The sequence below is a fragment of the Janthinobacterium goodfellowi genome (genome assembly GCF_051380695.1).
In the GTDB taxonomy this organism is placed as follows: domain Bacteria; phylum Pseudomonadota; class Gammaproteobacteria; order Burkholderiales; family Burkholderiaceae_D; genus Janthinobacterium.
The window spans coordinates 31,789-45,519 of the sequence record NZ_JBNYXN010000001.1 but is presented as its reverse complement, the minus strand read 5'-3'; the positions used below and the strand labels follow the sequence as shown (position 1 = coordinate 45,519).

At 67.0% G+C, this 13,731-nt stretch carries 9 protein-coding genes; 7 read left to right on the top strand and 2 right to left on the bottom strand.

Features of this window, described 5'->3' with window-relative positions:
• The first annotated feature begins 164 nt into the window (after positions 1 to 164).
• The 4 genes from ACQ4WQ_RS00200 to ACQ4WQ_RS00185 all read left to right on the top strand — a co-directional run bounded on the left by ACQ4WQ_RS00200 (position 165) and on the right by ACQ4WQ_RS00185 (position 5,907).
• Positions 165 to 1,397: an efflux RND transporter periplasmic adaptor subunit gene (locus ACQ4WQ_RS00200; protein ID WP_436493840.1), complete on the top strand. Its 1,233-nt coding sequence runs from the start codon at positions 165 to 167 to the stop codon at positions 1,395 to 1,397.
• Between the two features lie 3 nt (positions 1,398 to 1,400).
• The gene (locus ACQ4WQ_RS00195) at positions 1,401 to 4,514 is read left to right on the top strand and encodes an efflux RND transporter permease subunit (protein WP_436493838.1); all 3,114 of its coding nucleotides are present in this window, start codon (positions 1,401 to 1,403) and stop codon (positions 4,512 to 4,514) included.
• Positions 4,515 to 4,876: 362 nt separating this feature from the next.
• On the top strand, positions 4,877 to 5,596 hold the full coding sequence (locus tag ACQ4WQ_RS00190) for an MgtC/SapB family protein (RefSeq protein ID WP_205602420.1): 720 nt from the start codon (positions 4,877 to 4,879) through the stop codon (positions 5,594 to 5,596).
• On the top strand, positions 5,596 to 5,907 hold the full coding sequence (locus tag ACQ4WQ_RS00185) for a hypothetical protein (protein WP_101482694.1): 312 nt from the start codon (positions 5,596 to 5,598) through the stop codon (positions 5,905 to 5,907). Before ACQ4WQ_RS00190 ends, ACQ4WQ_RS00185 begins: the two co-directional genes overlap by 1 nt.
• Here the strand turns inward: ACQ4WQ_RS00185 and ACQ4WQ_RS00180 are convergent.
• Together ACQ4WQ_RS00180 and ACQ4WQ_RS00175 are read right to left on the bottom strand one after the other, a co-directional pair.
• Positions 5,899 to 7,296 (bottom strand): sensor histidine kinase, encoded by a 1,398-nt coding sequence (locus ACQ4WQ_RS00180; RefSeq protein WP_326458038.1) that lies wholly within the window; start codon positions 7,294 to 7,296, stop codon positions 5,899 to 5,901. The two genes, ACQ4WQ_RS00185 and ACQ4WQ_RS00180, sit on opposite strands and share 9 nt — an antisense overlap.
• Entirely contained in the window at positions 7,289 to 7,969 is a 681-nt protein-coding gene (locus ACQ4WQ_RS00175; protein WP_326458019.1) for a response regulator transcription factor, read from the bottom strand. The genes ACQ4WQ_RS00180 and ACQ4WQ_RS00175 overlap by 8 nt, the downstream gene beginning before the upstream one ends.
• Before the next feature lie 238 nt (positions 7,970 to 8,207).
• Between ACQ4WQ_RS00175 and ACQ4WQ_RS00170 the strand changes: the two genes are divergently transcribed.
• From ACQ4WQ_RS00170 to ACQ4WQ_RS00160, 3 genes are read left to right on the top strand one after another with little or no spacing between them, the layout of a single operon-like run.
• Positions 8,208 to 9,332 (top strand): efflux RND transporter periplasmic adaptor subunit, encoded by a 1,125-nt coding sequence (locus ACQ4WQ_RS00170; protein ID WP_436493835.1) that lies wholly within the window; start codon positions 8,208 to 8,210, stop codon positions 9,330 to 9,332.
• The gene (locus ACQ4WQ_RS00165; RefSeq protein ID WP_436493833.1) at positions 9,325 to 12,429 is read left to right on the top strand and encodes an efflux RND transporter permease subunit; all 3,105 of its coding nucleotides are present in this window, start codon (positions 9,325 to 9,327) and stop codon (positions 12,427 to 12,429) included. Before ACQ4WQ_RS00170 ends, ACQ4WQ_RS00165 begins: the two co-directional genes overlap by 8 nt.
• Positions 12,416 to 13,693, top strand: coding sequence for a TolC family protein (locus ACQ4WQ_RS00160; RefSeq protein ID WP_436493831.1), 1,278 nt, complete (start codon positions 12,416 to 12,418; stop codon positions 13,691 to 13,693). The genes ACQ4WQ_RS00165 and ACQ4WQ_RS00160 overlap by 14 nt, the downstream gene beginning before the upstream one ends.
• Positions 13,694 to 13,731: the final 38 nt, after the last annotated feature.

Genomic DNA, 13,731 nt, shown 5'->3' with positions numbered 1-13,731 from the left:
CTTCCTAAAGTGGCAACATGCGCATCGCCGTGAACGGCCGCAGCGGCAGGCGTGTTGTCTGCGGCCGCCACGGTGATGCGCTACCCGAATTCCCCCGGCCCGCCGCAGGCCGGCCGCACCGAGACCTGGCGCCGAAGCCCTGCGCCGCTCCTGAAAAAAAACCTATGAAAAACGAGACCCTGCCCCCCGCCTCTCCCCTTGCCACCACGCGCCGCCGGCGCTGGCGCGCCCCCGTGCTGATCCTCGTCGTGCTGGGCCTGGCCGGCGGCGGCTGGACCGTGATGCAATCGAAGCAGCAAGCGGCCAAGGTTGCCGAACAGCAAGCGAGCAAGAAGAAGGAGCAGGCCAAGACGCCCGTGCATGAACTGGCCCAGGGCGACGTGGCCGCCATCGATGCGCGCGCCCTCAGCATCAGCCTGCCCCTGTCCGGTTCGCTGGCACCCGTGACCCAGGCCACCATCAAGGCCAAGGTTTCCGGCGTGATCCAGGAAACCACCTTGCAGGAAGGCCAGCAAGTAGCCAACGGGCAAGTTCTCGTGCGCCTGGATGCGGCCGACCTGCGCGCCCGCCTGACGCAGCAGCAAGCCATGCTGGACGAAGCGCAGGCGCGCCTGTCGATGGCGGCCAAGAATGAAGCGAACAGCCAGGCGCTGCTCAAGCAAAAATACATTTCGCAGACGGCCTACGACACGACGCAAAACTCGGTCGACCTGGCGCGCGCCAGCGTCAAGTCCGCCGCCGCCATGGTCGACATCGCCCGCATCGCGCTGGCCGACACGGTGATCCGCGCGCCGATGGCCGGCATCGTCAGCAAGCGCCACCTGCAGGCGGGCGAAAAAGTCGCGCCCGACATGCCCGTCTACACCATCGTCAACCTGGCCCAGCTGACCCTGGAAGCGCCCGTGCCCAGCGCGGACATTCCCCGCATCAAGCTGGGCCAGGACGTGCACTTCAAGGTCGACGGCTTCGGCGCGCGCGACTTCGCCGGCAAGGTCACGCGCATCAACCCCACCACCGAGAGCGGCTCGCGCGCCATGCTCGTCTACATCGCCGTCGACAATGGCGATGGCGCGCTGCGCGGCGGCATGTTCGCCAAGGGCAGCATCGTCACCGAACGATCAAACGTGGCGCCGCTGGTGCCGTTGACGGCCGTGCGCAACGAAAAGCAGGGCCCCGTCGTGTATGCGCTGGTGAACAACAAGGTCGTCGCGCAGCCCGTCACCCTGGGACTGCGCAACGAGGATGAAGGCTATGCCGAGGTCAAGTCGGGTCTGGTGCCGGGCGCGAAAGTCATCGTCGCCAAGCTCGATGGCGTGAAACCGGGCCACGGCGTGACCTTCGCCGCGCCCGCCACGGCCCCTGCCGCGCCGGCGGCCGTGCTGGCACGGAAGGATTAAGCCATGTGGATGACCAAAGTCAGCATTCAAAACCCCGTCTTCGCCACCATGGTCATGGTGGCGCTGGTGGTGCTGGGGATCTTCTCCTACCGTGGCCTGGGCGTGGAGAGCATGCCCAGCGTGCAGTTCCCGTTCGCCGCCATTGAAGTGAACTACCCGGGCGCCTCACCCGAAGCCGTGGAAAACGACATCACGCGCCCCATCGAGGACGCCGTCAACACCGTCAGCGGCATCAAGACCATCCGCGCCAATTCGTGGGAAGGACGCGCCGGCGTCTACCTGGAATTCGAGCTGTCGACCAATATGGACAAGGCCATGCAGGACTTGCGCGACAAGGTGGCCCTGGTGCGCCCGCGCTTCCCGAAGGAAGCCAAGGACCCGTTCATCGCGCGCGCCGAGGGCGACAACGAGCGCCCCATCGCCACCATCGTGCTGACCTCGACCGGGCATGACCTGCGCTCGCTGTCGACCATGACGGAGCAGATCATCAGCAAGCGCTTCCAGGGCGTGGCTGGCGTGGGGCAAGTCAAGCTGCGCGGCCTGCGCGCGCGCCAGATCCTCATCAGCATGAAGCCGATCGAACTCAATGCCCAGGGCATCGGCGTCGATGAAGTGATCCGCGCCATCCAGGCGACGAATACCAATTTGCCGGCCGGTTCGATCAGCCATGGCGCGGCCGAACAGCTGGTGCGCGTGGAAGGCAAGATCAAGGATGCGCGCGAATTCGGCAAGATCATCGTGGCGCGCCGCGCCATCGGTCCCGTCTACCTGGACCAGGTGGCCACCGTCGTCGACGGCGAGCAGGAAGAACTGTCGATTTCGCGCATGAACGGCCAGCAGGCCGTGACCATGGAAATCACCAAGGTGCAGGACGCCAACGTGGTCGAAGTGGGCACCGGCATCCTGAAAGTGGCGGCGGACCTGCAAAAGACGCTGCCGCCCGATATCACCCTGCGCGTGCTCGACGACGAGTCGGAGCGCGTGCAAAGCCAGCTCAATAACGTCAAGCGCACCATCATCGAAGGCGCCGTGCTGACCATGGTGATCGTCTTCCTGTTCCTGCACTCGTGGCGCTCGACCATCATCACGGGATTGACCCTGCCGATCTCCGTGCTGGCCAGCTTCATCGCCATGAAGGCCTTCGGCTTCACCCTGAACTTTTTGACTCTGATGGCGCTGTCCCTGTGCATCGGCCTGCTGATCGACGACGCCATCGTGGTGCGCGAAAACATCGTGCGCCACCTGGGCATGGGCAAGAACCACTACCAGGCGGCCAACGACGGCACCAATGAAATCGGCCTGGCCGTGATGGCCACCACGTTCGCCATCGTCGCCGTGTTCGTGCCCGTCGCCTTCATGGACGGCATCATCGGCCGCTTCTTCCTGCAGTTCGGCATCACTGTGGCCGTCGCCGTGCTCGTCTCGCTGTTCGTCAGCTTCACGCTCGACCCCATGCTGTCGTCCGTCTGGCGCGACCCCGTCAAGGACCGCTTCAAGTACGCGCCGTGGCTGGGCCGCTTCATGGCCTGGATCGAGACGGGCATCGACCGCCTGCACGTCTGGTACGGCAAGGTATTGAAATTGGCCCTGCGCTGGCGCAAGACCACGCTGGCCACGGCCGTGGCGCTGTTCGCGGGCAGCCTGATGCTCGTGCCCATGATCGGCGGCGAGATGTTCCCCGAGACGGACCAGGGCTGGGTCAACCTGCGCTTCAAGACGCCCGTCGGCTCCAGCCTCGAATACACGGACAGCAAAGTGCGCCAGATCGAAACGGCCTTGAAGGAATTTCCCGAGATCGACAGCCTGGTGGCCAATATCGGCACGCCCGATGGGCGCAACGCGGCCGAGGTGAACCTGAAGCTGACGGACATCAAGACGCACAAGCGCCGCTCGCAGCAGGAACTGGAAAAACTGATCCGCGAACGCCTGGCGCCGATCGCCGGCATCACCCTGTCCGTCGGCCAGCGTCCCATCTTCATCGCCATCCTCGGCACGGACGAAGGCAAGCTCGATGCGGTGGCGCACACCCTGATGGACAAGATGCGCAACATCAAGGGCCTGGCCGACATGGAATACAGCCAGGAAGGCGCCAATCCGTCGACCACCGTGAAGATCAACAACGAGCTGGCCAGCGACCTGGGATTGTCGGTGCAGCAGATCGGCAATGCCTTGCGGCCGTTCGTGGCCGGCGACACGGTCAGCCACTGGCTGGCGTCCGACGGGCAGAACTACGACGTCAACGTGCAGCTGCCCAAATCGGGCCGCCAGAAAGTGGCCGACCTGGCCGACCTGTCGCTCGCGTCGAGCAAGTTTGATGCAAATGGCAAGCCCGTCATGATCCCGCTGCGCCAGGTGGTCGAATTCGTGCCGTCATCGAGCCCGCAGGTGCTCAAACGCCAGGCCTTGCAGCGCCGGGTCGCCATCTATGCTGGCGTGCAGGGCCGCCCTGCCGGCGACGTCGACGCCGACGTGCAGAAGGCCATCAAGTCCATCGACCTGCCGCCCGGCGTGCGCTTCGACGTGGCCGGCAATGCGCAGCAGATGGCCGAAACCATGGGCGGCGCGATGATGGCGCTGGGGATCGCCGTGATCTTCATCTACCTGGTGCTGGCCTCGCAGTTCGGCAGCTTCCTGCAGCCGATCGCCATCATGGTGTCCTTGCCGCTCTCGCTGATCGGCGTGCTGGCCGCGCTGCTGATCACGGGCAGCACCCTGAACATCTTCTCCGTGATCGGCTTCATCATGCTCATGGGCTTAGTGACGAAGAACGCGATTCTGCTGGTCGACTTCACCAACCAGCGCCAGCGCGAAGGCCTGGGGCAGTTCGAGGCGCTGATGGAAGCGGGGCAGGTGCGTTTGCGCCCCATCCTGATGACGACCCTGGCGATGGTGTTCGGCATGCTGCCGATGGCCATCGGCATGGGCGACGGCGGCGAATCGCAGGCGCCGATGGGCCGCGCCGTCATCGGCGGCGTCATCACCTCGACCCTGTTGACCTTGGTGGTGGTGCCCGTCGCCTACACCTATCTCGACAGCCTGGGCAAGCGCGCCGCGCGCTTTTTCGGCGGCGGCGAGCATGCCGAATCCGCCGATGATGGCAAAGCACACGCCCACTGATTGACCGGTCGCCTTCACCGTCCCCGCATTGGCGGGGACGACGCGGCGGCTGCCTGAAGAGAGCTTCAGTTGACCAATACGGCACCACTGGCTAGACTGTCCCCGTTATCAATGATATGGAGTGACTCGTGGGTGCTTGTTCCAGTGACAGTAGTCGATTGACCATCGGCGATCGGCCTTAGGCAAGACGCGCGCATTCCGCCCGCCCTGCCCTCGGCAAGGTGCGGTTTTACCAGCGGCGATGCCCATTCGCCGCCACTTCCCTCCTCATCGTTCCACCGTGATCGTCTGCTGCCCCCTTGCGGGCGGATTTTCTTCGCCCTTGCACTCGCCTGTTCCTCCCCAGCCGGGAGAAACTGATGGTGGTATTTGACTTTGCGCTGCGCGTTGCCGCGGCATTGACCCTGGGCGCCATGATCGGCGCCGAACGCCAGCTGCGCCAGCGCATGGCGGGCCTGCGCACGAATGCGCTGGTGTCCGTCGGCGCCTCGCTGTTCGTGATGGTTTCCGTGCTCGAAGGCGATGCCTCGGGCCATATGCGCATCGCCGCGCAGGTGGTGTCGGGCATCGGTTTTCTCGGCGCCGGCGTCATCATGCGCGAAGGCATGACGGTGCGCGGCCTGAACACGGCCGCCACCCTGTGGTGCTCGGCCGCCATCGGCATCCTGTGCGGCCTGGGGTTTGCCCTGGAAGCGGCCATCGGCACGGGCTTCGTGCTGATCGCCAACCTGGTGCTGCGCCACCTGGCGCAACGCATCAACGCGCACGGCAGCGAAGCGGGCATCGAGACGGAAAGCATCTACCGCGTGACGGCCGTGTGCGAGGCGGAGCAGGAAGTGCAGGTGCGCAAGCTGATGCTGCGCCTGATCAGCGGCATGCCGGCGCTGATGCTGCAATCCTTGCACAGCGAAGACGCGGCGCAGGCCGGGCGCATCGAAGTGCGGGCCGACCTGCTCACGCCCGTCTCCAGCCTGGGATTGCTGGAGCAAATCGTCAGTCAGGTCAGCCTGGAAGGCAGCGTCTCGGCCGTGCGCTGGGCGCTCGTGAACAACGCGGAATTTGTCGCTGAACGGGGAGTGTGATGATGAAAAAATTCTTCCATTGGTTTGCCAGGCGCGGTCCCGTCGTCGCCACCTACCGCCTGACCGTCACCTGCCCCGCGGCGCAAGCCGACCACGTGGTGCGCCTGCTGCTGGCCGAACTCAAAGGCGCGGGCCTGGCGCCGTCGCAGATGCTGCGCAGCTGGGACGAAGCCAGGCAAGTGGTGCGGTTGATCGCCACGGTGCTGTGCCAGGCCGTGCAGCGCGCCGTGCTGGTGCGCTTCGTCAACCGCGCGGGCGCCTGGCCGCAAGTGCGGCAGGTGCGCTGGGAAGGCGTCGCCCCCTCAGCTTGACGCGGGCAGACGCATGGTAAACAGTGCGCCGCCTTGCGGGCGGTTGCGCGCCTCGATGCTGCCGCCGTACGCGTGCACAATGGCTTGCGACAGGGCCAGGCCCAGGCCGAAGCCGGGCGCCTCGCCCGCGCGCGCCTGCGCGCCACGGTAAAAGCGCTCGAACAGATGCGGCAAGTCTTCCACGCCGATGCCCGGTCCCGCGTCCGCCACGCCGACCAATGCATGCGCACCCTCGCGCGCCACGTGCACGGTGATGACGCTGTCTGGCGGCGAAAACTTCACGGCGTTATCGAGCAGATTGGCCAGCACCAGGTCCACGGGGCCGGCCGCCACGCGCGCGTGCACGGCCACACTGTCATCGAAGACGATGCGGATGCCGCGCTGCGCGGCCGGCTTTTCCAGCCGCTGCGCGGCCGCCCGCACGAGCGGATTGAGCGCGATGGTTTCCACGGCATTGCGCTCCTGCCCCACGTCCAGGCGCGTAAGCATCAGGAGTTCTTCCACCAGAGTCGTCAGACGCTGCACTTCATCGAGACAGGATGCCAGCGCATCGACATACTCGGGCGCTTCGCGCGGGCGGCGCAGGGTGATTTCGATTTCCGTGCGCAGGCGCGACAGGGGCGAGCGCAATTCGTGCGAAGCGTCGGCCGTGAAGCGGCGCTGCGCATCATAGCCGTGTTCCAGGCGGTCCAGCATGGCGTTCAGGGTATCGACCAGGCGGCCGATCTCGTCCTGCGTGCCGGGATGGGGCAGGCGCTGGTGCAGGCTGGCTTCGCCGATGGAATGCGCCTGGTCCACCACGTCGTCGATGGCGCCCAGCACGCGGCGCGTGAGCATTTCGCCGGCCAGCCCCACGGCCGCCAGCAAGGCCAGCGCCATGGCGCCAAACAGCACGGTGGCCGCGGCCAGCACGTGATTCGTGTCGTCGAGCGAACCGGCCACTTGCACCGCCAGGCGCGCGCCGGACGAGGGCACGGGGATCGAGACCATGCGCAGCGGTTCCTCGCCGAACTTGGGCAGGGTTTCGAAGACGGTCTCGCCGGCCGCCAGGCGCGCCAGCAGGGCGGGCGGCGCCGGCAGCTGCGCCGCCTCCAGGTTGCGGCTGCGCGCCAGCACGCGGCCTTCGCCATCGATGATCTGCACCAGGCGGTCCAGTCGCGTCAACGACGGCGGCGCCAGGCCCGGCGCCACCTCGTGCACCTGCACGGGCTGGCGCGGCGCGGCCGGTAGCATGGCCATTTCCGTCTCGGCCAGCGCCAGCAGGGCCGCATCGAGCTGGCCATGCACGGCGCGCGACAGGCCCCAGTAGCCGGCCAGCGCCGTGCAGGCGACGATGGCGAGGATGACGGCCAGGTGCACCAGCAGCAATCGCTTGCGAAAGCTAGCCACCATGGTTTTCCGCCAGGCGGAAGCCGCGTCCGCGCACCGTGTGGATCAGGGGCGGCAAGCCCGGCGCATCGACCTTGCCCCGCAGGTTGCGCACGTGGACGTCGATCAGGTTGTCGATGCCGATCAAATCCGCCTGCCAGATCTGCTCGGCCAGGCGCGCGCGGCTGACCACCTCGCCCGCCTGGCGCAGCAGGATCAGCAGAATCGCGTATTCCTTGGGCGTGAGCACCAGCGGCGCGCCGGCCCGCGTCGCCTGGTGGCTGACGGGATCGAGCGTCAGGTCGGCCAGCGCCAGCACCAGCGGACGGCTGATGTCCGAGCGGCGCAGCAAGGCGCGGATGCGCGCCAGCAGCTCCTCGAATTCGAACGGCTTGGTCAGGTAATCGTCGGCGCCCGTGTTCAGGCCCGCCACCCGGTCGGCCGTGGCGTCGCGCGCCGTAAGCATCAGCACGGGCGTCTGGATGCCACGCGCGCGCAAGTCGCGGCAAAAATCGATGCCCTGCTTGCCCGGCAACATCCAGTCCAGCACGATCGCGTCGTAGTCGATGGCGTAGCTTTCGTCCTCGCCCTCTTCCGCGCTGTGCGCCACGTCGACGACAAAGCCTTCTTCCTGCAAGCCACGGGCCAGCAGGCGCGCCGCTTTGCGGTCGTCTTCCACCAGGAGGATTCTCATGCTTGCCTTTCCCATTGTGCTGCGTTTTCCCGCATTTTCCATCCTTGCATTTTACCGCGCCACACTGCGCGCGCACGCAACCTGAAGAATGATTCAGGCGTTCTTGGGCGCTTCTTCAGGAGCACATTGCTATGCTTTTCCGGCGCTGTCATACCGCTGCCCGCGCTCCCCTCTGACCGCCCGCCTGGGCACGGCATCCACGCATGCCCCATCACCATCAATAACAAGGAAACACGGGATGAACACGACCACCCGCAACGCCCTGGGCGCCAGCTGCGCCCTCGCTCTCGCCTGCTCGGCCCTGGCCGGCTGCGCCAAACCGACGGCGGCCGCCACCCCGCCCGCCCAAGCGATGCATCTCGACGACGGCAGCATCGCCGTCGACAAGATGTCGCCGCTGCGCCAGCGCCTGCAGATCGCCGCCGTGCAGGAACAGGAGATCGCCACGCAGACGGAGGCGCCGGGCAGCATCGAAGCGATGCCGGAAAAACTGGTGAAGATCACGCCGCCCCTGGCCGGACGCATCACGCGCTTGCAGCGCGCCCTGGGCGACAGCGTGAAGGCGGGCGACCCGCTGTTCACCCTGGACTCGGCGGAACTCAGTGCCGCCTACGCGGACGACAGCAAGGCGAAGTCCGCCCTGCTGCAGGCGCGCCAGGAACTGGAGCGCCAGAAAACCCTGTTCGAGGCGGAAATCGCCGCGCGCAAGGAGTACGAGGCGGCCCAGGCGGCCTTTGCGCAGGCGGGCAGCGATGCCCAGGCCAGCGCCGACAAGCTGGCCCAGTACGGCGCCGGCGCGCGCGGTTCGCGCCGCGACTACGTCTTGCGTTCGCCCATCGCCGGTACCGTGATCGCCATGGACGGCGCCCAGGGCGGCTACTGGAACGATATCAACGCGCCCGTCATGACGGTGGCCGATCTCTCCACCGTCTGGCTGTCGGCCAACGTGGCCGAAAGGGACCTGGCGCAGGTGGCCGTGGGCCAGACGGCCCGCATCACCGTCGATGCCTGGCCCGGCAAGGCTTTCGAGGGCAAGGTCGCGTATGTGGGCGCCGTGCTCGATCCCGAGACGCGCACGGTGAAAGTGCGCGTGGCCATCGACAACCGCGCCGGCACCTTCAAGCCGGGCATGTTTGCCCACGCGGGATTCGCCGGCGCCAGCCGCCGCGCCCTCCTCGTGCCCGCGGCCGCCGTGCTGCAAAGCGGGCCATCGACGCGCGTGATGGTCGAGCGCAGCCCGCAGGTATTCACGCCGCGCACGGTGGAAGTGGGCGCCAGCCATGGAGAACAGGTGGAAATCCTCGCCGGCCTGAAAGCGGGCGAACGCATCGTCGTCAAGGAAGGAGTGCTGCTCAATGATTGACCGTTTCATCGCCACCTGCTGCCAGCGGCGCGGCATCGTCTGGCTGGTGCTGCTGTTCGTCGCCGTCTACGGCGTCTACTGCTGGAAGCAGCTGCCCATCGAAGCCTATCCCGACATCGCCGACGTCACTTCGCAGATCGTCACGCAGGTGCCGGGCCTGGGCGCCGAGGAAATCGAGCAGCAGATCACCATTCCGCTCGAACGCGCCCTGCTCGGCACGCCCGGCATGCACGTGCTGCGCACGCGCAGCCTGTTCGCGCTGTCGCTGATCACGGTGGTGTTCGAGGATGGCAGCGACGGCTATTTCACGCGCGAACGGCTGCAGGAGCGCCTGGCCAGCGTGAACCTGCCGTACGACGCCAAGCCGGGGCTCGATCGCTACACCTCGCCCACGGGCGAGATCTACCGCTACACGCTGGAATCGAAAACGCGCTCCCTGCGCGAACTGTCTGAGCTGCAGTTCTGGACCGTGATCCCGCGCCTGCAGCAGGTGCGCGGCGTGGCCGACGTCAGCAATTTCGGCGGCCTGACGACGCAATTCATGCTGGAACTCGATCCCGCAAAACTGGACAGCTACGGCTTCTCGCTGGCGCAGGTGAAGGACGCCATCAACGCCAACAACCTCAGCGGCGGCGGCAGCGTCATCGACCGCGGCCAGCAATCGTACGTGGTGCGCGGCGTGGGCTTGCTGCATTCGCTCGACGACATGGGCAATGTCGTCGTCAGCAGCAAGGACGGCGTGCCCGTGCTGGTGAAGGACCTGGGCAAGCTCGCCTACGGCAACGTGGAGCGGCGCGGCATCCTCGGCAAGGACGACAACCCCGACACCATCGAAGGCATCACCCTGCTGCTGAAGGATTTCAACCCGTCCGAAGCGCTGGCCGGCATCCATGCGGCCGTCGACGACCTGAATGCCAACGTGCTGCCGAAGGACGTCAAGGTCGTGCCCTACCTGGACCGCAGCTCGCTGATCGACGCCACCCTGCACACGGTCAGTTATACCCTGGGCGAAGGCATGCTGCTCGTCGCCCTCGTGCTGCTGCTGTATCTGGGCAGCCCGCGCGCGGCCGCCATCGTCGCGCTGACGATTCCGCTGGCCCTGCTGATCGCCTTTATCTTCATGCACCACTTTAAGATTCCCGCCAATTTGCTGTCCCTGGGGGCGATCGACTTCGGCATCCTCGTCGACGGTTCCGTGGTGGTGCTGGAAAACATGCTGCGCCGGCGCGAGCGCGAGCAGGACCGCCCGCTCACCCTGCAGGACGCCATCGACGCGACCTTGCAGGTGGCGCGTCCCATCATGTTCGGCATGGCCGTCATCATCGCCGCCTATTTACCCCTGTTCGCCTTCCAGCGCATCGAGTACAAGCTGTTCTCGCCCATGGCGTATGCGGTGGGCGCGGCGCTGGTGGGCGCGCTGGTGGTGGCGCTGGTGCTGATCCCGGGCCTGGCCTGGCTGGCCTTGCGCAAGCCGCGCCGCACCTTCCACAACCGCGTGCTGGACAAGTTGGCGTCCGCGTATGGCCGCTTCCTCGAACGCATGGTGGGCAAGAAGCGCTGGGTGGCGATGGTGTGCGCAGGATCGCTCGCAGCGCTTGCCATCCTGGGCGGCAGCATCGGCCGCGACTTCCTGCCCTATCTCGATGAGGGGTCGCTGTGGCTGCAAGTGCAGATGCCGCCGGGGATCACCCTGGACAAGGCGTCGGCGATGGCCGGCGAACTGCGGCGCGCCGCGCTGGAATTCCCGGAAGTGTCGACCATCGTCACGCAGACGGGACGCAACGACGACGGCACCGATTACTGGACGCCGTCGCACATCGAGGCAAGCGTGGGACTGCATCCCTATAAAAGCTGGAAGTCGGGCATGAGCAAGCAGCAGCTGATCGCAAAAATGAACGAGCGCTTCGCCCGCCTGCCCGGAGTCACAGTCGCCTTCATGCAGCCGATGATCGATGGCGTACAGGACAAATTGTCGGGCGCGCACAGCGACCTGACGGTGAAAATCTTCGGCAACGACCTCGATGAAGTGCGCGCCATCGCCGGCAAGGTGGCCAATGTGCTGAAGACTGTCCACGGCGCCTCCGACGTGGCGGTGGACGTGGAGCCGCCGCTGCCCAACCTGAAGGTGGAACTGGACCGCGCGAAGGCGGCCCGCTACGGCATCAATGCGGCCGACGTGGCCGACCTGATTGCCACCGGCATCGGCGGCGCGCCCATCGGCCAGGTCTACGTGGGCGAGAAAAGCTACGACATCGCCGTGCGCTTTCCGCCCGCCACGCGTTCCAGCCCGGACGCCATCGCCAGCCTGAAGCTCACGGCCGCCAACGGCGCGAGGATACCGCTGGCGCAGGTGGCCACCATCAGCACCACCTCGGGCGAAAGCGTGATCGTGCGCGAAATGGGGCGGCGCCACATCATCGTGCGCCTCAATGCCCGCGGACGCGATCTGGCCGGCTTCCTGGCCGAAGCGCGCCCGCTGGTGGCGCAAGCCGTGGCCGATGAACACCAGCGCATCAGCGTCGAGTGGGGCGGCCAGTTCGAAAACCTGCAGCGCGCGCAAAGCCGCCTGGCCCTGATCCTGCCGATGACCCTGGGCGCCATGTTTTTGCTGCTGTTTGGCCAGTTCCGCAACCTGCGCCAGCCGGCGCTGGTCTTGCTGGCCGTGCCGCTGGCCATGCTGGGCGGCCTGGCCGCGCTGCACCTGCGCGGCATGACCCTGAACGTGTCGAGCGCCGTCGGCTTCATCGCCCTGTTCGGCGTGGCCGTGCTCAATGCCGTGCTGATGCTGGCGCAGATCAACCGCTTGCGCGCGGACGAAGGCAGGAGCTTGCGCGACGCCGTGCTGGATGGCGCGCGCGACCGCATGCGCCCCGTGCTGATGACGGCCACCGTGGCCGCCCTGGGGCTGACGCCGGCCATGCTGGCGACGGGCCTGGGTAGCGACGTGCAGCGCCCACTGTCCACCGTGGTGGTGGGCGGGCTGGTGACGGCGACGGCACTGACCCTGCTGCTGTTGCCGGCCCTGTATTACCTGATCGAGGCGTATGTACAACAACGCCGGACCGATACCGAAGGAGTGAACCATGACACGTTTTAATGTATTGCTGGCGGCCTGGCTGATCGCACCCTGCGCCAGCGCCGCCCCGTTGACCTTCGAGACCTATTTGTCCGCCGTGGAAAGCCACAGCCTGGAATTGCAGGCGCAGCAGGAAGACATCGTCTCGGCCAAGGCGGGCATCGGCATCGCCGGCCTGCGTCCCGATCCCGAATTCACCCTGGGCGCCACGCGCGAAACCGTGCGCAGCGTCGAGCACCGCCCCGTCACGTGGAATCCGGCCATCAGCATGGCCGTCGAGACGGGCGGCAAGCGCGCCGCGCGCGTCAAAGCCGCACAGAGCCATGTCGCGCTGGCCGAGGAAACGGTGGCCGGCTTCAAAAGCGAACTGTATGGCACGGCCGCCGCCGCGTTCACGGAAGCGTGCCGCACGCGCGAGGTCCTCGCGCGCAAGCAGCAGACCATGGCGGCCCTGTCGAAAGTTGTCGACGCGAACGCCGTGCGGCGCAAGGCGGGCGACGTGGGCGGCATCGAGCTGCTGCAGTCGCGCGTGGAACGCGACCAGTTCCAGGCCGAGCTGGCGCAGGCGCGCAGCGAGGCCGACAGCGCCATGTTGAATTTGTCGCCGCCCTTGGGCCGCCAGTTCGACGGCCTGTTTCCGGACGCGCAGCTGGCCTGCGACTTTGCCGCGTATGAGAACAGGGATGCCACGGTGCTGGTGCCGCAGGCGCTCGAGGCGCGCAGCGACGTGCGCATCGCCCGCGCCACCGTGGACAATCTGCGCGACGGCGCGGCGCTCGTGCGCGCCAACCGCTCGGTCGACCCGACCGTCACCGTGGGCCTGGCCGCCGCGCGCGGCTACCATGACGGCTTTGACGCCAGCGGCAATCCCGTCGACGGGTCGCCGCGCTCGCGCGCCTTGAGCGTATCGCTGGCCATCCCCATTCCCCTGTCGCGGCGCGACAAGGGCGACATCGTGCAGGCAGAAGCGGGCGTGACGCAAGCGATGCTGGCCCTGCGCCAGGCGGAACTGACGGCGGAAACGCAGGTGCGCACGGCGCAGCGGCAGCTGCGTGCGGCGCAGGACAGGCTGGCGCGCTACCGCGACGGCGTGCTGGTCGATGCGCAAAAGGTGGTCGACGGCATGCGCCTGTCCTACTTCAGTGGCAATGCCTCGCTGCTGGAATGGCTGGCGGCGCAGCGTTCGGCCGATGAGGCGTATCAGGGTTATGTGCAGGCGCGCGCCGATGCGGCCATCGCCAGCACGCAGCTGCAACTGGCGATCGGCCAGCGGCCGCGCTTGTAGCGGGGGAAGGAAAAACGCGGGGAGACCGGCGCGGCCAT

Excerpts from the sequence above, each read along its gene's own strand:
- ACQ4WQ_RS00165 (WP_436493833.1), top strand. The coding sequence starts at position 9,325 with ATGATTGACCGTTTCATCGCCACCTGCTGCCAGCGGCGCGGCATCGTC.
- ACQ4WQ_RS00200 (WP_436493840.1), top strand. The coding sequence starts at position 165 with ATGAAAAACGAGACCCTGCCCCCCGCCTCTCCCCTTGCCACCACGCGC.
- ACQ4WQ_RS00195 (WP_436493838.1), top strand. The coding sequence starts at position 1,401 with ATGTGGATGACCAAAGTCAGCATTCAAAACCCCGTCTTCGCCACCATG.
- ACQ4WQ_RS00160 (WP_436493831.1), top strand. The coding sequence starts at position 12,416 with ATGACACGTTTTAATGTATTGCTGGCGGCCTGGCTGATCGCACCCTGC.
- ACQ4WQ_RS00175 (WP_326458019.1), bottom strand. The coding sequence starts at position 7,969 with ATGAGAATCCTCCTGGTGGAAGACGACCGCAAAGCGGCGCGCCTGCTG.
- ACQ4WQ_RS00185 (WP_101482694.1), top strand. The coding sequence starts at position 5,596 with ATGATGAAAAAATTCTTCCATTGGTTTGCCAGGCGCGGTCCCGTCGTC.
- ACQ4WQ_RS00170 (WP_436493835.1), top strand. The coding sequence starts at position 8,208 with ATGAACACGACCACCCGCAACGCCCTGGGCGCCAGCTGCGCCCTCGCT.